This window comes from Mesorhizobium sp. M8A.F.Ca.ET.165.01.1.1 (assembly GCF_004792065.1).
GTDB lineage: Bacteria > Pseudomonadota > Alphaproteobacteria > Rhizobiales > Rhizobiaceae > Mesorhizobium.
In genome coordinates, this window is the sequence record NZ_SRTH01000012.1 from 186,631 (window position 1) to 206,005 (window position 19,375).

At 63.2% G+C, this 19,375-nt stretch carries 20 protein-coding genes; 12 read left to right on the plus strand and 8 right to left on the minus strand.

Going from position 1 to position 19,375, the window contains the following annotated elements:
* Positions 1-22 precede the first annotated feature (22 nt).
* Entirely contained in the window at positions 23-403 is a 381-nt protein-coding gene (locus EN808_RS26550; protein WP_245464483.1) for a response regulator, read from the minus strand.
* Between the two features lie 151 nt (positions 404-554).
* Here EN808_RS26550 and EN808_RS26555 point away from each other — a divergent pair, with 151 nt between their 5' ends.
* From EN808_RS26555 to EN808_RS26565, 3 genes are all read left to right on the plus strand, one after another.
* Positions 555-1,316 carry a Crp/Fnr family transcriptional regulator gene (locus EN808_RS26555; RefSeq protein WP_135917188.1) on the plus strand — a complete coding sequence of 254 codons (762 nt, stop codon included), beginning with the start codon at positions 555-557 and terminating at the stop codon, positions 1,314-1,316.
* A gap of 126 nt (positions 1,317-1,442) precedes the next feature.
* Positions 1,443-1,769, plus strand: a complete 327-nt coding sequence (locus EN808_RS26560; RefSeq protein WP_127872059.1) for a DUF883 family protein — start codon at positions 1,443-1,445, stop codon at positions 1,767-1,769.
* A 10-nt stretch (positions 1,770-1,779) separates the two neighbouring features.
* A complete protein-coding gene (locus tag EN808_RS26565; RefSeq protein ID WP_127872058.1) occupies positions 1,780-2,241 on the plus strand; it encodes a hypothetical protein in 462 nt (153 codons plus the stop codon).
* Between the two features lie 26 nt (positions 2,242-2,267).
* On the opposite strand, the gene EN808_RS26570 is transcribed toward EN808_RS26565, so the two are convergent.
* Entirely contained in the window at positions 2,268-3,800 is a 1,533-nt protein-coding gene (locus tag EN808_RS26570) for an HWE histidine kinase domain-containing protein (protein WP_127278579.1), read from the minus strand.
* 155 nt (positions 3,801-3,955) lie between these two features.
* Here EN808_RS26570 and EN808_RS36460 point away from each other — a divergent pair, with 155 nt between their 5' ends.
* Positions 3,956-4,129, plus strand: a complete 174-nt coding sequence (locus EN808_RS36460) for a hypothetical protein (RefSeq protein WP_189343577.1) — start codon at positions 3,956-3,958, stop codon at positions 4,127-4,129.
* 29 nt (positions 4,130-4,158) lie between these two features.
* Here EN808_RS36460 and EN808_RS26575 read toward each other — a convergent pair whose 3' ends face one another.
* Complete coding sequence (locus EN808_RS26575; RefSeq protein WP_127278578.1) at positions 4,159-5,079, minus strand: diacylglycerol kinase family protein; 921 nt, start codon at positions 5,077-5,079, stop codon at positions 4,159-4,161.
* A 251-nt stretch (positions 5,080-5,330) separates the two neighbouring features.
* On the opposite strand from EN808_RS26575, the gene EN808_RS26580 reads away from it, so the two are divergent.
* The gene (locus EN808_RS26580) at positions 5,331-6,623 is read left to right on the plus strand and encodes a PRC-barrel domain-containing protein (RefSeq protein ID WP_127278577.1); all 1,293 of its coding nucleotides are present in this window, start codon (positions 5,331-5,333) and stop codon (positions 6,621-6,623) included.
* A 29-nt stretch (positions 6,624-6,652) separates the two neighbouring features.
* Here the strand turns inward: EN808_RS26580 and EN808_RS26585 are convergent, their stop codons facing one another.
* Complete coding sequence (locus EN808_RS26585) at positions 6,653-8,212, minus strand: alkaline phosphatase family protein (protein WP_135863079.1); 1,560 nt, start codon at positions 8,210-8,212, stop codon at positions 6,653-6,655.
* A gap of 225 nt (positions 8,213-8,437) precedes the next feature.
* On the opposite strand from EN808_RS26585, the gene EN808_RS26590 reads away from it, so the two are divergent.
* From EN808_RS26590 to EN808_RS26605, 4 genes are all read left to right on the plus strand, one after another.
* The gene (locus EN808_RS26590) at positions 8,438-9,370 is read left to right on the plus strand and encodes a VOC family protein (protein ID WP_135917189.1); all 933 of its coding nucleotides are present in this window, start codon (positions 8,438-8,440) and stop codon (positions 9,368-9,370) included.
* A gap of 3 nt (positions 9,371-9,373) precedes the next feature.
* Positions 9,374-9,991 (plus strand): alpha/beta hydrolase, encoded by a 618-nt coding sequence (locus EN808_RS26595; protein WP_135917190.1) that lies wholly within the window; start codon positions 9,374-9,376, stop codon positions 9,989-9,991.
* A gap of 4 nt (positions 9,992-9,995) precedes the next feature.
* Complete coding sequence (locus EN808_RS26600) at positions 9,996-10,295, plus strand: GNAT family N-acetyltransferase (RefSeq protein WP_015315410.1); 300 nt, start codon at positions 9,996-9,998, stop codon at positions 10,293-10,295.
* A 96-nt stretch (positions 10,296-10,391) separates the two neighbouring features.
* Positions 10,392-11,450 carry a dipeptidase gene (locus EN808_RS26605; RefSeq protein WP_135917191.1) on the plus strand — a complete coding sequence of 353 codons (1,059 nt, stop codon included), beginning with the start codon at positions 10,392-10,394 and terminating at the stop codon, positions 11,448-11,450.
* A gap of 6 nt (positions 11,451-11,456) precedes the next feature.
* Here EN808_RS26605 and EN808_RS26610 read toward each other — a convergent pair whose 3' ends face one another.
* From EN808_RS26610 to EN808_RS26625, 4 genes are read right to left on the minus strand one after another with little or no spacing between them, the layout of a single operon-like run.
* The gene (locus EN808_RS26610; protein WP_135917192.1) at positions 11,457-11,720 is read right to left on the minus strand and encodes a hypothetical protein; all 264 of its coding nucleotides are present in this window, start codon (positions 11,718-11,720) and stop codon (positions 11,457-11,459) included.
* Positions 11,721-11,722: 2 nt separating this feature from the next.
* Positions 11,723-12,982, minus strand: coding sequence for an aminomethyltransferase family protein (locus tag EN808_RS26615; RefSeq protein ID WP_135917193.1), 1,260 nt, complete (start codon positions 12,980-12,982; stop codon positions 11,723-11,725).
* 3 nt (positions 12,983-12,985) lie between these two features.
* On the minus strand, positions 12,986-14,551 hold the full coding sequence (locus EN808_RS26620; protein ID WP_135917194.1) for an NAD(P)/FAD-dependent oxidoreductase: 1,566 nt from the start codon (positions 14,549-14,551) through the stop codon (positions 12,986-12,988).
* Entirely contained in the window at positions 14,538-16,157 is a 1,620-nt protein-coding gene (locus EN808_RS26625) for an NAD(P)/FAD-dependent oxidoreductase (RefSeq protein WP_127275758.1), read from the minus strand. The genes EN808_RS26620 and EN808_RS26625 overlap by 14 nt, the downstream gene beginning before the upstream one ends.
* Before the next feature lie 279 nt (positions 16,158-16,436).
* On the opposite strand from EN808_RS26625, the gene EN808_RS26630 reads away from it, so the two are divergent.
* From EN808_RS26630 to EN808_RS26640, 3 genes are read left to right on the plus strand one after another with little or no spacing between them, the layout of a single operon-like run.
* Positions 16,437-17,237, plus strand: a complete 801-nt coding sequence (locus tag EN808_RS26630) for a methyltransferase domain-containing protein (RefSeq protein ID WP_135917195.1) — start codon at positions 16,437-16,439, stop codon at positions 17,235-17,237.
* A 27-nt stretch (positions 17,238-17,264) separates the two neighbouring features.
* Entirely contained in the window at positions 17,265-17,957 is a 693-nt protein-coding gene (gene betI, locus EN808_RS26635) for a transcriptional regulator BetI (protein ID WP_245525126.1), read from the plus strand.
* Between the two features lie 43 nt (positions 17,958-18,000).
* Positions 18,001-19,083 (plus strand): ABC transporter substrate-binding protein, encoded by a 1,083-nt coding sequence (locus EN808_RS26640; protein WP_135863063.1) that lies wholly within the window; start codon positions 18,001-18,003, stop codon positions 19,081-19,083.
* Positions 19,084-19,375 lie beyond the last annotated feature (292 nt).

Below are 19,375 nucleotides of genomic sequence, written 5' to 3' on the forward strand. Positions count from 1 at the left end.
TTCGAGTGCCGTCGCGTCAGTCTTAGCCGGGGGAGCCGCGACCGTAGGCTAGCGCCACCGCTTCAACGAGGTCTTCGCCTGAATAGGGCTTGGTGACCAGCCTCACCCCGGGAAAGGATGCCTTGATCTCGTCCGCATCGGAGTAGCCGGACGCAAACACGAACGGGACGCCGGTCTCCCGCAAGCCCGCGGCGAATTCGAGCGTCGAAGCGCCGCCCAGCATCAGATCGACAATGGCCGCGTCGAAATGCGTCGCGACCTTACGGCCGTCGATCTCGGCCAGGTCGCGGGCAACCACCACCTCGCCCGCACCGTGGTCACGGCAGAGTTGCTCGACATCCATGGCTATGAGGAATTCATCCTCCAAGACAAGAATGCGCAATCCGTCAAGTAATTGGGGCACAGGCAATCGCTCCTTGAAACGCCGGGATTCATGATCGCAATTTGGGGTCTTGTCATTTAAAAAAGACATGCGCCGGCGACGAAACAGCGATCTCGGGCAAGCGCGTGAAACTGGCCTGCCGACCGGCAGACTTTCGCAACGGGGGGTCGAAATGCCAAGCCAGATCGGGCGCTCTTCTTCAAGCCGGCAATATCCTTGCGAGCAGTGCCCATTACGGCCCTTGCCGGTGTTCCGGGAGTTCGAGAAACCGGAGCTGGCCTTCATCAGTAAATTCAAGAAAGGCGAGCTCGCGGTCGACAAGGGTGCCACTGTCCTCGTGGAAGGAAGCCACAGCGCCCATCTCTACACCGTGCTGTCCGGCTGGGCGTTCCGCTACAAGCTGTTGCAGGACGGCCGCCGACAGATCCTCAATTACCTCATGCCTGGCGATCTCATCGGCCTGCAAGGCAGCGTCATGGGGGAGATGCAGCATTCCGTCGAGGCCCTGTCGCCGATGCTGCTTTGCGTGTTCGAACGCGATAACCTGCATGAACTCTACCGCAACCATCCCGGTCTCGCCTACGACATCACCTGGATCGCGTCGCGCGAAGAGCGCATGCTGGACGAGAACCTGCTCAGTCTCGGCCGCCGCAGCGCGATCGAGCGTGCCGCCTATCTTATCGCCTTCATCGCCAGCCGCGCCAAGGTCGTCGGACTGAACGGCAAGCAAACCATCCAGATTCCGATCACGCAGCAGCACATCGCCGATACGCTTGGCCTGTCGCTGGTTCACACCAACAAGACGATCCGCAAGCTGATGGATCGCCAGCTGATCGTCTGGCGCGACGGCGGGTGCGGGGTCGTCGACAATGAAGGGCTGAAGCAGCTCGCCGGCTGGGAGGGGCTGGGCGAGGGCCGCCGGCCATTGATCTGACACCGCACTTCTTGCCAGGGCGGCGGATCGGGTGCGCATGACCGGGTTTTCGGCTAGTTTGTCCGGGCATCGGAACTTTGGGACGCACGGCGCGTTTGAAATCGAGCAATCACAAGGAGTTAAGCAATGGCAACCGCCGCAAGCAAGACCGCCAACGAAGCGCGGACGAATCCGGATCTCGAAGCCGACATCAGGCAGTTGAAAGCCGATATCGACAAGCTCACCAAACAGCTGGCCAAGACCGGCGAACACGGCTACGGCACGGCGCGCCGGGCGGCGGCCGAAGGCGTCGAACAGCTGCGCGCCCAAGGTGAGGCCGCCTTCGACAGCCTGCGCGGCAACGCCAGGGATCTTGAGGCGCAGATGGTGGCAAGCGTACGCGAAAAGCCGGTGACGTCTCTTGCAATCGCCGCTGGCGTCGGCTTCCTGTTCGCACTGCTGGCGCGTCGCTAGTTCCGCCGAGATGGGACTGCTGGCTTCCCTGCTCTCGGCTTTCGCCTCGGGTGAAACAATGGCCGCCGTGCGGCGCGCGCGCACGGCGGCCGTCGTCTACGCGTTTGCAGCGTTGGCGGCATTCTGCGGCCTCGGCTTCCTGGTCGGGGCAGCTTATATCTGGACGTCGGTGCGGTATGGATCGCTAGCTGCCGCGATTGGTTTCGGTGTCGGCTTCCTGGTAATCGCGGGCCTTGTTCTTCTGATCCACCGGCTGATGGCGGGCGCCCGGGTCCGCCGCGAGGCAAGGCGGCGCAAGGCCGACATGAAGGCGATCGGCATTACGGCCGCGCTCGCCGTGCTGCCGACATTGCTGAAGGGAAAAGGCGGACTAGGGGTTATTCTTGGTCCGGCCGTGGCACTGGCGGCTTATGCCATCTACCGCGAGAACGTGAAGCCGGACACCGATCATCCGGATGCCGGCGAGGAGTAGTATGTCGGCACCTGCACTGCCTCGTCTCACTCCGACAGATCTTCCAGCGGCATCGATATTTCGGCGAAGACGCCGTCCGGCCGGAATTCATGGGTCACTTCGCTCGAAATGACCTTGGCCAGACTGCGCCGGATGAGGATCGAGCCAAAGCCGTGCCGGTCGGGTGGGGCAACTTCAGGACCGCCGCTTTCGCGCCAGGTGAAAACGAGGCGCCGGTCGCCTTTCCTGCCTTGCGCCTTCCAGCCGAGATCAACCTTGCCCGATGCAACAGACAGCGATCCATATTGCAGCGCGTTGCTGGCCAGTTCGTGCAGGATCAGCCCGAGCCCGACGGCCTGATCAGGCGACAGCAACAGATCGGCGCCGGAGATCGTCAAGCGTGGCTGGTCGGCGGTGTCGAAGGGCTTGATCTCGATCTGGACGAGTTCACGGATGCCGATGCCGCGCCATTCGCGGTCGGACAGCAGACCATGGGCAATACCCAGGGCCTGAAGCCGCGCGCGGAAGGCCTCGAGGAATTCGCTCGGCTGGCGGGCATGGCGCACGGTCTGCGTCGCCAGCGCCTGGACCGTTGCCAGCGTGTTCTTGACACGGTGGTTGAGTTCTCTGAGCAGCAGCCGTTGCCGTTCGTCGCCAAGCTTGCGTTCCGAGATGTCGTAGTTGACGCCGAAAATCAGCGTCGGCTTGCCGTCGCCATCGCGCTCGATGACACTGCCGCGCGTGGCCACCCATCGCGGTGGATGAAAGCCTTTCACCCGGTATTCGCCGAAATAGTCGTCGCTGCCGGTCAAGGCGTCGCGAAAGCGGGTTTCGGTTTGATAGACGTCGCGCGGGTCGATGGCGGTCAGGATGTCGCGCGCCCGCAAACGCGTCGAGCGCGGCAGGTTGAACAGTTCGGACAGCCTGACGTCGCACTCGATCATGTCCGTGCGGATGTCCCATGCCCAGCTGGCGAGCGACGCCGCGTCGAGGGCGATGGCGCGCCGCTTTTCCTCGCGCGCGAGTGCGGCCTCGGCGATCGCGCCGCTGCGGGTTGCATCCTTCAGGGTGAACAGGCTGCCGGCGAGACCGGCGAGCATCGTCAACTGGTCCAGTGTGGCGGTGGATGGAAAGACATGGGGTTTGCGATCCATCACGCACAGCGTGCCGATCCTGGCGCCGGCCACGAGCATCGGCGCGCCTGCGTAGAAGCGCACATGATGCTCGCCTGTGACCAGCGGGTTGTTCTTGAAGCGGGGATCCGCCGTCGCATCGGACACCACCATGGGGCCGTCACCGGCGGCGATGGCGTGGGCGCAGAAGGAAATTCTGGTCGCCGTTTCCGTTTCGTCGAGGCCAAAGCATGACTTGAACCATTGCCGCTCGAGATCGACAAGCGTGACCAGCGCTATCGGTGCCTGCATTACGGCCGCGGCGAGGTTGCTGATGCGGTTGAAATCCACGTCGATCGTCGAATCGATCACCTCCAGCCCACGCAGCACGGCGAGCCGGTCTTCGTCCTTCACCGCGCGCGCGACCTCGGCTGGCAGACCCAGCGCTGCTTCCGCCTTGCTGCTCACCCAAGTCCCCAATGCCCAGTCCCGACTTCCGCCGTCCTGTTGGTCTCTTCGCCGGCACTGGTCCGGCTTGCTTGGAACCATCCTAGCGAGGAACCGTTACCCGACCATGTTTTGCCGGCCGCGTCAGCCGGCGCAAATCGAGACAAGGGCCGATCATGACCAAGATCATTCCCGAAAACAAAGCGCGTCAGGGACGGTGGGGCTGGCATGTCTTGTATATCCTGATCGCCGCGCTGCTCCTGAGCTTCGCGGCCTGGGGTGCCGCTGAAATCTATGGCCGGGCGGCCAAGACACCGGCGACCGAGCAAGGAAGCGCGCCGGGCGGCTAGTTTTTTGGCTTTCGTCGTTCGAGACCGCATCAGGCAGCCTTTGCCTCGGCGATGCTGGACGGCACCAGGACGTTGAGCGCTCCGGGATGGATTTCGATCGTCGTCTCACGATCGAGCCTGACCAGTTCGCCATCCATCACGGCCCGGAACTTTCTGCCGCCGGAATGGATTTTCAGCACCGTACGGTCGGCTTGGTGAATTTCGACATGCTCGTTGTCGCGCCACTTGCCGCGCGCAATGTCGAACAAGAACTTGAGCAGTTCGGCGCGTTGCTGCGCCACCGTCACATAGATGCCGAGCACGCCGCCGGCAGGGTTGTCGGCATAAGGCAGATGGCCTTCGCCGAACAGATTGTTGGTGACGCCGATGCCTGATATGCGCGCCGTCACCTCGGCGTCGCCGATGCCGAGCGTGACGTTCATCGCCGGCGGGTTCTTGATCGTTGCCCAGGCCGCCTTGGCCGAAGCCCTGATCTTGCCCAGGCGCGAACCGAATTCCATCCCCTGGCGCAACTGCACCATCTTGGCGTGCATGCCGATCGAAAACTGGTGGACGAAGGGCTGGCCATTGGCCGTGGCCATGTCGACCGCGATGATTTCGCCGTCGGCGAAGGATTTTAGCGCGGCATCGAGCGACTGCGGAATGCCGAGGCCGCGCGCAAAAAGGTTCATCGTGCCGGCCGGCAGTATGGCGAGCGCCTTTTTCTTGCCCATCAGCCTCGCAGCCGCGGCCGAGATGGTGCCGTCACCGCCGCCGGCGAGCACGACATCGACGGCGCGGCGCGACACGGCGTTGTCGAGGGTTTCCACGACATCCTTGCCGGCAACGATATCGATGCTGAGAGAGTGGCCCGCCGATTCCAGCGTCTGACGCATCCGGTCGGAGAAAGCCGAGATATCGGTGGTGCGCAAGGTGCCGCCGTCTCGGTTCAGCACCGCTGCAAATTTCATGCCCCGCTCCGCCGATCAATCACAACCTAACCAGGACGCGCCCAGCCGGAGGCTGAAACGCGGCGGGCTTGGAAAGGTTCCGGCTGCGCCGCAATCCAGGCCGGATTCGAAGCTGGGTAGCGCGCATTCGCTTCGTGGGAACAACAGCATGGTCACGACGTTGTGAACCTGTAGAGATGCCGCGTCCGATCTCCCCAGCGACGGTTCAACCGGGCGCGGCGTGCACGAAATCAGCACGAGGAGAGACTATCATGATCCGCACCCTTTTAGCCACGACCGCCCTTGCGACAATGGTCGCGACCGGTGCCTTCGCCCAAAGCACTGCAACCCCGGCCCCCGCGAAGCAGCCTGCGGCGCAGGAGCCGGCCGCGCCGGTGGTGCACGCTGAGGGCAGCATCGTCACCAATATCATCGGCGAAACCGTCTACAACGGCACTGGCGACAATGCCGAGAATATCGGCAAGGTCACTGATGTCGTCTTCGACAAGGACGGCATGGTGAAATCCGTCGTCATCGGTGTCGGCGGCTTCCTTGGCGTCGGAACCAAGAACGTCGCCTTTGACTATGACAAGCTGCAATGGGCCGAGAAGAACGGTGACCGCTGGCTGGTCGCGCAGACGACCAAGGACGAGCTGACGGCGCATCCGGAATTCGACAGCAAGGCTTATGCGCTGGCCCCGGCCGCATCGACGACTGCCCAGGCGCCGGCCACGTCGACAGACACCGCACAGAAGCCCGCGGAGGCGAATGCGGAACCGGTGAAACAGGCTGATGGCAATCTGGCCACAAACATCATCGGCGAAAATGTCTACAACGGCACAGGCGACGACGCCCAGAAGATCGGCGACGTGAACGACATCGTGCTGACCAAGGAAGGCAAGGCAAAGTCGCTGATTATTGGCGTGGGCGGCTTCCTCGGCATGGGGGAAAAGAACGTCGCCTATGATTTCGCCAAGGCGCAGTGGGCACAGAAGAATGGCGACCGCTGGCTGGTTGCGCAGACCACCAAGGAAGAACTGCAGGCGCAGCCGGACTTCAACCGCAAGGCCTATGATCCGGCACCGGCTACGACGGCATCGAACGAGCCGGCGGCAACCGCGCCAGCCACCGCGACAGCTCCTGCTGCCGCTCCGGCGGACAAGACGGCGGCGGCGCCGGCTGACGCCACCGCTCCCGACCAGACAAAGACCGCGGCCATCGACAAGTCGAAGCTGACGGAGATGCCGATTGGCGAGATCAGGGCTGACGATCTGAAGGGCACGACAGTCTATGGCGCCAACGACGCCAAGGTCGGCGAGATCGGCGATGTCGTGCTGGCGCCCGACAAGAAAACCGATGCTGTGATCGTCGACGTCGGCGGCTTCCTCGGCATCGGTTCGAAGGAGGTCGCGGTTGGCATGGATAATTTGAAGTTCATGACCGACAAGGACGGCAAGAAGTACCTCTATACGACCTTCACCAAGGAGCAGCTCGAGAAGCAAGCGGCTTACGACAAGGGCTCCTACGCGCAGAAGCGCGACGAGCAGCGTCTGATCGTTCGATAGGCAAGGAAACGGGCGGTAGGGGAGATCCCTTACCGCCCTGCCTGCGACCTTGCGTATCCAGCCACCCCGTTTTCCGTCAGTTCCGAGAGTGCAAGCGACTGGTCGAGATGTTCGGCCCGCCAGGCAAGCAGCCTTTCGGCGAATTCCAGGCGGGTGGAGCGATGTGCCGGACTGCTGGCGAGGTTCTTCAATTCGCCAGGGTCGTTCTCCATGTCGAAGAGCAAAGGCGGCAAGCCCCCGCCAAAATGCACGTATTTGAATTTCTGCGTGCGGATGACAGCGAGGTTGCACTGGCGCGAGGTAAGGCCGAAGTGCCGTTCGGCTTCACCGTCCGCGACCGAGCGAAAGTCGAACTCCCAGTGCGCCGCGTCGCGCCAAACGGCGGGCGTTCCACCGCTCAGGAAGGGTTTCAGCGAGCACCCGTCAAGATGCGGTTCGGGAGCCACGCCGAGCAGGTCGATGAGCGTAGGCAAAATGTCCACAGCTTCGGTGAAGCGATCGACAGTGCTGCCAGCGGCCTTGCGATGGCGGGGATCGCGGATGATCAGCGGGATGTGATAGCTGCCGTCGAAATAACCGCCTTTGCCCAGCATGAAATGGTCGCCCATCATTTCGGCGTGGTCGGAGGTGAGCACGATGATGGTGTTGTCCCAGGCGCCTTCGGTCTTCAGCGCTTGCCAGAGGCGGCCGAGCTGTGCGTCGACTTCGGAGATCATGCCGTAATAGATGGCTCGGATGCGGCGGAAATCATCCTCGCTCCAGTCGTGTACCTTGCCCGTGGCACCGGGGCGGAACCTTGCGCGGTTTTGCCGGCCAAGATCATAGGAGATGTAGGGGTGGCCCTGAGATTCGGCTCGCCAACTTTCCGCACGGTGAAAAGCCGGGCCGTCCGCCGGATCGTATCGGGTGTTGTACGGTTCCGGCACAATGAAGGGCGGATGCGGGCTGATAAAGGAAAGATGGGCAAACCATGGCGCGGCCTCCTCTTGCTCGCCCAGCCAGCGGATGAATTCGCCGGCAAGGAAGGCCGTTGGCGTCTGGTCCTTGGAGTAAACGGGTGGCGCTTCAGTCACCGCGCCGTCCGCCTCGCCCACGGGGCGATGGATATCAGGACTTCCAGCGCTGGCATCGATGCCCTGCTGCTTCAGCCATGACAGCCACTGCTTCTGATGTTCGGGCAGCAATTGGCGCACCGTGAAGCCGGGCAGCACGCCTTCATAGCTGTGCAACCGTGGATCGGCCGGTGCCAGCTGGCGCGGGTCGAGCGACACGTCGGTATAGCCGAACAAGGTCGGATCGTAACCGACGCTGCGCGCGGCAAGCGCGATGTTGCCGTGGCGGGCATCGAGCGGCGTGCCGTTGCGGCAGACACGGTTGTTCATCTGGTAGAGGCCTGTGTAGAGGCAGGCGCGCGCGGGCGAGCACGGAGCCGCGCCGCCGTAGTGGCGCTTGAACAGCACACCTTCGGCGGCCAGCGCATCGGCATTCGGCGTCTTCACCTGGAGATGGCCGGCAGTCGACAGGCAGTCACCGCGCCACTGGTCGCAGGTAATGAGGAGGACATTTGGCCGCCTGCCTTTTCCAGTCACTTGCGCTACCCCTTCCCAGCACGTTCGAATGCGCACATGGAACCGATTCCATCAGCCGCGCAAGGCCATGGTCTTTGGCCGAATGGTGAACGAGTTTCTTGTCACTGTTCACTTTTACAGCACAGTCCATTCTGTGTTTGCCGCCTTTGCCACAACAGATCGTGTCCTCATATTGGCGTGGACAGCGGCGAGGGCCGCACAAACACCAAGGGAAGGAGCAAAGACATGCTCGACCAGATTAAGGGCCTGCATCACGTCACCTCGATGGCCAGGGATGCACGGCAGAACAATGATTTCTTCACCCACAAGCTCGGCTTGCGCCGGGTCAAGAAGACGGTCAATTTCGACGCGCCGGATGTCTACCATCTCTACTATGCCGACGAGGTCGGAACGCCGGGTTCGGTGATGACCTATTTTCCGTTTCCCAACATCGGCAAGGGCCGCCATGGCGTCGGCGAAGTCGGCACGACGGTCTACTCCGTGCCGGAAGGCACGCTCGCCTATTGGGAAAAACGCTTCACCGACGAAGGCGTAACGAATGTCGCCCGCGAGGAAAGTTTTGGCCAGAAACGGCTCAGATTTGACGGCCCGGACAGCGACGGCTTTGCCCTCGTCGAGGACAAGGCCGACACCAGAGCGCCCTGGGTGAAGGGCGGCATTGCCGCTGACGAGGCGATCCGCGGCTTTCATTCGGTTTCGCTGAGGCTGAAGGATGGCGGCGCCACCGAGGAGCTTTTGAAGTTCATGGGCTACGAGGAGGTCGACAAATCAGGCAATGTCAGGCGGCTCGCCGTCAAGAACGGCAACGGCGCCGATGTCGTCGACATCGAATCGCTGCCGACGGCCCCCTTCGCCGATCTTGGCGCCGGCTCCGTCCATCACGTCGCCTTCGCCGTCGAGAACCGCGCCAAGCAGCTCGAAGTGCGCAAAGCGCTGATGGATACAGGCTATGGCGTGACGCCGGTGATCGACCGCGACTATTTCTGGGCGATCTATTTCCGCACGCCCGGCGGCGTGCTGTTCGAAGTCGCCACCAACGAGCCGGGCTTCGACCGTGATGAGGACACCGCCCATCTCGGCGAGGCGCTGAAGCTGCCCACCCAGCATCAGCACCTGCGGCCCTATCTCGAACAGCATCTGCAGAAGCTGGAGGGCTGAGCGATGAGCAAGGACGCTTTCATCCACAAGATGCTGCCCGGTTCGCCGGGTGGTCCGCTGCTCTTCGTCTTCCATGGCACGGGCGGCGACGAGAGCCAGCTTGTCTCGCTGGGGCGCGATCTCGCGCCCCAGGCCACCATCATCTCGCCGCGCGGCGATGTTTCAGAACAAGGTGCCGCGCGTTTCTTCCGCCGCACCGGCGAGGGCGTCTACGACATGGACGACCTTGCGCGGGCGACGGGCAAGATGGTGGGCTTCGTCAAGGCCCATGTCGAGGCGACGACGCCATCGGCCGTGCTCGGCCTCGGCTATTCCAACGGCGCCAACATCCTGGCCTCGCTGGTGTTCGAAGCCCCTGATCTTTTCGACGCCGCGGTGCTGATGCATCCGCTGATCCCGTTCGAGCCGGAGGTGAAAGGCAGCCTTGCCGGCCGTCACATCCTGGTGACCGCCGGCAGGCGCGATCCGATCTGCCCGCCGAACCTGACGGCGCGGCTCGAAGCCTATTTGCGTGCCGATGGCGCCGATGTCACAGTGGAGTGGCACGAAGGCGGGCACGAGGTGCGGCCAAACGAAATCGAGGCGGCGCGGCGGCTTTTTGCCGGTGCCCAAGGAGCGTAAAGAGATGCCCGATCAGCTGCCAGAGATCGAACTTGAAGATCGCGGTTCCAAGGGTCGCTACGTCCTGCGCGGCGCCGGCGGCGCCGAAGCCGAAATGACCTTCACCAAGATCGGCGAGCACCAGCTCATCATCGATCACACCGAAGTGCCGGACGCCTTTCGCGGCCAGGGCGCCGGGCTTCGGCTCGTCACCCGCGCCGTCGAGGATGCGCGGGCGGCGGGCAAGAAGATCATCCCGCTCTGCCCGTTCGCCAACGCCCAGTTCCGCCGCCATCCGGAATGGGCCGACGTGCTGAAGCAATAGGTCGGACAGGCTTTGTCATTTGCGCGGGTAGCACATCTTGCCTAAGTGGGTATGATATATCGCTCCCGCGCCGATGAACGAACCGAATGACCCCCTATGACCGAATCCGACCTCGTCCCCGTCTTCGACGGCCATAATGACACGCTGCTGAGGCTCTATCAGTCCAAGGACAGGGACGTCGAAAAGCTGTTCATCGAAGGGAAATCGGGCGGTCATATCGACCTGCCGCGCGCGAAGGCCGGCGCCTTCGCCGGCGGCATGTTCGCGATCTTCCCGCCGCCGGTGGAGAAAGCGCGGCGCAGTGCCGTGCCTTCGGCGCCGAGCGACAGCGAGCCGTTGCCGCCCGAGGTTCCGCGCGCCGATGCGCTCAACTCGACGATCGCGATGGCGTCGATCCTGTTCCGGCTGGAGCGCGCCGGCGCATTGGCGGTATGCCGCAGTGCCGGCGATGTGCGCAACGCCATGGCGCAAGGCACGGTTGCCGCGGTGTTCCACATCGAGGGCGTCGAGGCGATCGATCCTGAACTCACCATGCTCGACGTGCTGCATGCCGCGGGCCTGCGTTCGCTCGGCATCGTCTGGAGCCGGCCGAACGCGTTCGGCCACGGCGTGCCGTTCCGCTTTCCGTCCTCGCCCGACACCGGACCCGGCCTGACCGATGCCGGCAAGGCGCTGGTCAAGGCGTGCAACGAACTGAAGATCATGATCGACCTCTCGCATCTCAACGAGAAGGGCTTTCGCGATGTCGCTGAAATCAGCAATGCGCCGCTGGTCGCCACCCATTCCAACGTGCACGCGATCTGCGGCCATTCGCGCAATCTGACCGACTGGCAGCTCGGCGCGATCCGCGAGTCCGGTGGCATGGTCGGCCTCAACTTCGCCACCGGCTTCCTGCGCGAGGACGGCCGCATGAATGCCGACACCAGCCTCGACATCATGGTGCGCCATATCGATTCCCTGCTGCAGGCTCTGGGCGAGGACGGCGTCGGTCTCGGCTCGGATTTCGACGGCGCCATGATCCCGGCCGTCATCGGCGACGTCGCCGGTCTGCCTAAACTCGTCGATGCGCTGGCGGCGCGCGGTTTCGGCCGCGCGCTGATCGAAAAGATCGCCTACCGCAACTGGCTAAGCATGCTCGAGCGCACGATCGGCTGAGCCGCGCTACTTTTCGTAGCCCATGCGTTTCAGCCAGTCCTTGCCGACACCGCGGTCTTGGATGATCGGCAGCGGGTTTTCCGAATCGAGCCTGGCGCAGATTCGGTAGACCTCCAGGGTCTCCGCGCTCATCTCGTCGCGTTTGTAGAAGAACATGGCGGCGGCGTAGCGCGTGCGGCCCGACCATTTCTCACCGAGCGGCGTGTTGACCAGTTCCCACTGTTCGGCGGCTTCGCCTTCTTCCTGCTCCTTGCCCGCTTCCTCGGCCATGCTCAGAAATCCGCCGGCGGGTTGGCGGTGCGGCGGTCGAGCTTGATGAAGGGGCGCGCCACCACCTTGGCCCGTTTCATCAGCTTCTGGTACTGCAGCTCGCGCATGGCGTAGATCTCGACCCAGAGGTCTTCCACGACAGTATCACCATAGGGCCGCGCCAGCGAGGCGATGGCGATGTTGCGCTTGGCCATCGGCGACCACATGGCGGCGCTGACCAAGCCGACTTCCTGGCTCTTCTTGTAGTAGACGATGGCGTGTTCGGCCGGGATGTTGCCCTCGATCTCCAGCCCGACCAGGACATGGCGCAGCCTGCGTCTTGTCCTCGCTTCGAGGATGGCGCGGCGGCCGTTGAAATGGGCCTTTTCCAGATCGATCATAAAGCCGAGCCCGATCTCATCGGGCATGCGCAGGCGGTCGGCGCGGATGGCGTGTTCGGCGGTGGTGAAATCGGCATTGGCGACAATCAGCCCTGCTTCGAGCCGCGCGCGGTTGAGCGCGGTATAGCCGATGGCCCTGATGCCGCGCAGGTCGCCTGCCGTCATCAGCCGGTCCCAGAGACTCAGCGCCTTGTCGGCCGGCACGAACACTTCGTAGCCGAGATCGCCGGTGAAGCCGGTGCGTGAAATGATGACCGTGCCGCCGTCGTGCGGGAACTCGGCGAGGTCGAATATTTTCAGCTTCTCGACACCGGTGAAGCCCGCATCGCGCAACACTGCGAAAGATGTGGGGCCTTGCAAGGCGAGCCCGGCGACGGCCTCGGTCTCCTCCTCGACGGTGACGTCGAGACCAAGGGCGCTGTCCAGCAGCCAGGGCAGATGCCGCTCCTGCGAACACAGCCGGAAGCGGGTTGGCGAAAGTCGGAACAGCGTGCCGTCGTCGAGGACAAAACCTTCATCGTCACACCACGCGGTGTAATGAACGCGGCCGGGCCTGAGTTTGGTGACATCGCGCAAGGTGACGCGGTCGAGGAAGGCTTCGGCATCCGGGCCTTCGATGCGGTATTTGGTCATCGGCGAGATGTCGAAGACTGCCGCCTGGCTGCGGATGGCGAAATATTCGAGCTCCTCGTCCCAGAGCGAATGCGGCGCGCGGTAGCCGGCCCAATTGTACCAGTCCTGGGTCTTGGCCAGCGCATCGAGGCGCGGCTGGAACGGCGTGCCGAGACGCAGCGTGCGGAAGTGGGTTTGCGCGAGGGTGCGGGCAGAAACAGCCGCATTGGCTGTCGTTGCAACGGGCTTCTTCCTGGTTGCCTGAGCCATAACCTACCCTTTCATCGCGATGATGCGCCGCGCGGCATTCAACCCGGGCGCACCGGAAACACCACCACCGGGATGCGAACCAGCACCGGCCAGGAACAGCTCGTCGAGCGGCGTGTCATAGCCCGACCAGCCGGAGACAGGACGCGAGATCAGCATCTGATCTGCCTGCAGTTCACCATGATGCCAGTGACCACCGGGCATACGGTAGCGCTTCTCGATGTCGGCAGGCGTCAGAAGCTCGGCATGGCGCACCGTCTTGCCGATGCCAGGCGCGTAGGCTTCCAACCGAGCCAGGATTGCCTCGAGGAATTTCGGCTTGCCGGCGTTCCAACCCTCTTTCAACTGATAGGGCGCGTATTGCACCACGGCTGACAGCACGCAGGCGCCGTCCGGCGCCAGCGACGGGTCCGCAAGGCTGGGCAAGGTTATCTCCATCGCCGGCTCGGGCGAGAACTCGCCGTACTTCGACGGATTGAAGGCACGCTCGACATGGTCGGGGGAGGGGGCGATGACGAGCCGCCCCTTGTGGTCGGCGGCATCGGCGCCAGTGAATTGGGGTGGCCGGTCGAGCGCCAGATGGAGCTTGGCGGCATCACCCTTCATGCGGATATTTTTCACCTTGCGCATGAAGCCGGTATCGATCCCGCGTGGTCCGACAAGATCGAGGAAGGTGGTCGCCGGGTTGATGGCGGAGACGATCGTCCTGGCGCGAAGCTCCTCGCCATTGTCGAGGACGACGCCGACGGCGCGGCCGTTCTCGACAATGATCCTTGCGACGGGCACCGATGTGCGGATCGTGACGCCGGCCTTTTCGGCGGCAGTGCGGATGGCCACGACCACCGCGCCCACGCCACCCCGTGGCAGCAGTTGCGCTCCGGCCGCACCGCCGATCTCTCCGGCCAGACGATAATAGAGCCCGAGCAGCGAGGTCGGCGAGCGCGGGCCAAGATGACTGCCGAGGGTGGCATCGAAGGCGAGCAGCCCCTTCAGCCTGTCGTCGGCGAGCTGCTCGTCAAGCAGGTCGGCAACGTTCATCAGAAGCACGCGCAGGAAGTCGCGCATGTCTTCCTTGCCGAGTTTCTTCAACGCTAGCGCGGTCTGGCCGAGCGAAGCTGTCTCCAGCAGCGACATGCCACCGAGATCAGGCGGCCGGCGCGACAGGAACGGCTTCAATATGCCGGCATAGCGCAACAGCTGCGCGCGCAAATCCTTCCAGGCGGACTGTTCCGACGAACTGGCGCCGGTCAGCACCTCGCCATAGGCGCCATGCAGGACAAGTGGCGGTCCATCTTTCGACAATGCGACTGACGGGATGAAGTCGGCGCGGGCGATTTGCAGCCCGTGCTTTGCCAGCTCCAGCGTCTTCATCACATCGGGGTGCAGCCGGTTCAGCACATGTGCGATCGACGAGACGCGAAAACCGGGCGCGAATTCCTCGGTGCGCGCCGCGCCGCCGGGTTCGGCTGCGGCTTCCAGCACCAGCACCTTGCGGCCGGCCTTCGCCAGCGTGGCGGCAGCGACAAGCCCGTTGTGGCCGCCGCCGATAACGATGCCATCAAATAACGTCATGGGCCGGGCTCATATGCGAGGTGGATTTTGCGAGATCGCGCAGGATTTCGGCCGCAGCATTGCGGCCGGGCGCGCCCATGACGCCGCCACCGGGATGGGTCGAGGAGCCGCACATATAGAGCCCACCGAGCGGCGACCGATACTGCGCGTAGCCCGGCACCGGGCGGTTGAACAGAAGCTGGTCGAAGGTGAGTTCGCCCTGAAAAATGTTGCCTTCGGTGAGACCGACCTCAGCCTCGATTTCGCGCGGCGTGCGCACTTCCATGTGGACGATGCGGTCGCGAAACCCCGGCGAGTATTCAGCGATCTGCGCGATCACGCTTTCAGCAAAACCGTCGCGGTCGGCATCGGTCCACTCGCGGCCGTTCACCTTGGGCGGCGCGTACTGCACGAAGCAGCTCATGAAGTGTTTTCCCGGCGGGGCCATGGTCGGGTCGAGCGTCGTCGGGATCACCATGTCGAGGAAGGGATCGGCGGACCAACGGCCGGCCTTCCAGTCGTCATAGGCGCGCTCCATGCGCTCAATCGAATCGGTGAAATGCATGTCGCCGCGATAGACTGGCGAGTCCTTCGGCAGCGCCGGGAATTCCGGCAGCGAATCGAGCGCGATGTTGACCTTGCCTGAGGAGCCGCGGATCTTGAAGTTCTTGACCCGGCGCAGGAAGATGTCGGGCAGTTCCTTCTCCTCGACCAGCTTCAGGAAGGTGCGCTTCACGTCGGCATTGGAGACGACCAGCTTGCCGTAAATCTCCTCGCCGCCGGCAAGAACGACGCCCTTGGCCCTGCCTCTGTTCACCAGCACATGGTCGACCTCGGCGCTGGTGCGGATCGTGCCGCCGGAGGCCTTGAAGGAGGCTGCCAGCGCCTTGGTGACTGCGCCCATGCCGCCGCGCGCATAGCCCCAGGCGCCGACCGATCCGTCGACCTCGCCCATATAGTGGTGCAGCAGCACGTAAGCGGTGCCGGGCGACATCGGTCCGAGTGCCGTGCCGATGATGCCGGATAGCGCGAAGTTCGCCTTGATGACGTCGGTCTCGAAATATTCGTCGAGGAATTCCGAGATAGACATCGTCCAGAAGCGCAGCGTCAGCGCCATTTCCTCGGCGGAGAGACCGGCGAATTTCTTGCCGAGGTAAAGCAGTTCGCCGAGGTCGCGCGGCCGCAAACTGGTCGGGTCCGGCGCGGTGCGCATCAGCAACGGCTGGATGAAGCGGCACTGGCGCGTCACGTCGCGAGAGTAGCGGTCATAGGCCTCGGCATCCCTTTTGGAGAAGCGGGCGAATTCGCGCCGGTGCGCGTCGTGGTCGCGGTAATTGGCGAGGTAGTCGCCGTCGCGCGTGAACACCGCACCGCCCTCATAGGAAATGACCTGCAGGCCAAAGCGCGGCAGGTCGAGGTCGCGCATGATTTCGGGGCGGAACAGCGAGCAGACATAGGAGCAGTTGGAGTAGAGGAAGCCCGGCGTCAGCTCCCGGCTGGTGGCAGCACCGCCTACCCAGTCGTTCTTCTCGACCACAAGCACGTCGAGGCCGGCGCGCTGGAGGTAGCAGGCGTTGACCAGACCGTTATGTCCGCCGCCGATGATGATCGCATCCCAAGCTTTCATTGTGGCCCAGTCCTCCCCGTTTTGCGTCATTCCCAAGGGGAAGCGCTATGCGCTTCTCCCGGGGAAAACCGCTCACACTTTCCTCGAATTGCTTAGGCGACCCGCTCTTCATTTTTGCGTGATCTGTTCCCGAATGCGCGGAATTTGGCATGACATCAGCCATTCTGTCCAGACATTCTGAATGAATGTTCAACAAATGATATTGCGTTTTCCCGCATCTGCGCTACGCTTCGCCGGCGTTCGAACCGAGCATTCCGTCGATTGGGGGACCGAGGGCTGATGATCGAAACGGCAGACGCCGAACCGGAATATGACGACACCGCCATCCGCTTCCTTGAGGCGCTGTGGGGCGATGGCTACCTGTCGCCAGGCGGGCCGGACGAAGTCGACCGGGTGGTCGAGGGGCTTTCGCTCAAGGGCAGGACGATCCTCGATATCGGCTGTGGCTGCGGTGGCATCACGTTGCATCTGGTCGAGAGTCACGGCGCGGCGCACGCCACCGGCTTCGATGTCGAACGGCCGGTGATCGTGGCGGCCAGACAGCGCGCCGCCGCGCGTGGCCTTGGCGAGCGCGCCAGCTTCGTTCAGGCGCCTCCGGGATTGCTGCCTTTCGCCGACAGCTCCTTCGATGTCGTCTTTTCCAAGGATGCGCTGTTGCATGTGCCCGACAAGGACGGGCTCTTCGCCGAGATTTTCCGCGTGCTCAAGCCGGGCGGGGTCTTTGCCGCCTCCAACTGGATGATCTCGCATGACGGCGAACCATCACCCGACATGAAGGCGTATGTCGCGGCCGAGGGGCTGTCCTTCGCCATGGCCTCGCCGGCGCGCTATGCCAAGGCGATGCGTGGCGCCGGTTTTGCCAATGTCACCGTCAGGGACCGCAATCCCTGGTACCGCGAGGTGGCGCGAGGGGAGCTCGAAAGGCTGAAGGGACCACTCTATCCGGCCGTTGCCGCAGTGGTGGGCGCGGCCTATGTCGACAAGAACATACGAACCTGGGAAGCCATGCAGAAGGTGCTTGACAGTGGAGAGCACCGTCCCACTCATCTTCGCGGGTCGAAGCCGGATGCAAAGCGATAGCCGGCGATGCTGGAGACCATCACACGCATGAAAACGGCAGACGCCAGGGACGCGCTCCTTGAACCGGCGCGGAAAGCCGAATCCGAGAAGCGCGGGCGCAAGGCCTCGAAGGAGGTCAGGCAGCTTCAGCTCATCGAGGCGACGATCGATTCGCTCGCCAAGCGCGGCTATTCGGAAACGACAATGGCCGATGTCGCCGATGGCGCCGGCCTGTCGCGCGGCATCGTCAATTTCCATTTCGAGAGCAAGGAAAAGCTGCTCGTCGCGACGCTGCAGCACATGTACGACGAGTATTCGGCGCATTGGCGCAATGCGCTGCAGAAGGCAGGCGACGATCCTGCCGACCAACTCCAGGCCCTGGTCGCTGCCGACTTCGACCGCTCGATCTGCAACAAGCGCAAGCTCGCCGCATGGTGCGCCTTCTGGGGCGAGGCCAAGTCACGGCCGACCTACCAGGCGCTGAGCAGCGCCCGCGACGTCGTCTATCAGGACATCTTCATCGAGCTCTGCGCGACGCTCAAGCAGAGCGGCGGCTACGCCTATGAGCCGCAGGTCATGGCATTGGCGCTTAGCGCCATGCTGGAAGGGCTTTGGCTGCGGCTGATGATGGGGACCGAAAACACGACCCGCGAGACCTCCTTGCAGGCGGCGAACGAATTCCTGTCGGCGGCATTCCCCAGGCACTACCCGTTGAAGGGCGCCGGAACGACCAAATCATAAGAAAAGACGAAATCATAAGAAAACCACAGAGGATGGAACAGCAATGAAGACACTGACAAGACGCCTGACACTGACGCTCGCACTGGCCGGAACCCTGGCGGCCTCCGCCGCCGCCTTGGCGATCGCCGCCGACAAGGATCTGATCGTGTTCGACTGGTCCGGCTACGAGGATCCGGGCTTCCACCCGAAATATGTCGAGAAGAACGGCGATTCGCCGACCTTCGCCTTCTTCGGCGATGAGGACGAGGCGTTCGAGAAGGTCCGTTCCGGCTTCAAGGCCGACCTTGGCCATCCCTGCTCGCAGAGCGTGGTGAAATGGCGCGAGGCTGGCCTGCTGCAGCCGCTCGACACCTCGAAGATCACAGGCTGGAAGGACCTCAATCCCGGTATCATGGCGATGAAGAATCTCGCCACCACCGATGACGGAAAAGCCTGGTTCATGCCCTGGGACTGGGGCAACACGCAGCTCACCTACAATTCCTCCAAGATCGACGACAAGGACGTGCAGTCGCTGAAGGCGTTCGCCGATCCGAAGTTCAAGGGCCGGGTGTCGATCGGCGACAATGTCGACGACGCCTATGCGCTGGCGAGCCTCGCCATCGGCCTGAAGGACTGGACCAAGATGACGGACGACCAGTTCAAGCAGGCATCCGATTTCCTGCGCCAGGTGCACAAGAACGTGCGCTCATACTGGACCGACACCACCGACATCGTGCAGTTGTTGAGCGGGGGCGAGGTCGACCTCGCCTGGGCCTGGAACGATGCGACCGTGCAGTCGGTCGCAGCCGGCATGCCGATCAAGTCGAAGAAGGACACGGCGGAGGGCATCTCGACCTGGGTCTGCGGCTATGTGCTGTTCAAGGATGCTCCCGGCAACATCGACAAGGCCTATGATTACCTCAACGCAGTCAACGATCCGGAGATCGCCAAGGTGCTGGTCAAGGATTGGGGCTACGGCCAGGCCAACGCCAAGGGCATGGCTGGTGTCGACCAGGCCGTCCTGAAGGAAAAAGGCTATGACGACGTGCAGAAATTCGTCGACAAGACGCTGTTCCAGCAGCCGCTGCCGTCCGATCTCAAGCTCAAGATGATCGCCGAGTTCGAGAAGATCAAAGCGGGCTATTGAGGCCTGCTTTCGAGTGGCCGTTCCTACCCGCTCGGATATGGAACTAGGGTGATCACTCGGGTTGCCATCATCCATTCGAGCGCTGGCGCCGCCCCTCACCTGCCTGCCGGTGTCCAGCCGATGGATGGGTAACAGATTGAACCGGATACATAGGTAACAGTTCTCCCCCTATGCATCCGCCGCAGCGCCAAGCGGTTTGGTTGGCGCGGCGCTGCGGCGGACGAGCTTCATACGTCTGGTGTCGATGATGCCAAGCGGATAATCATGGAAGGTAAGTGCCCATTGGCCGTCC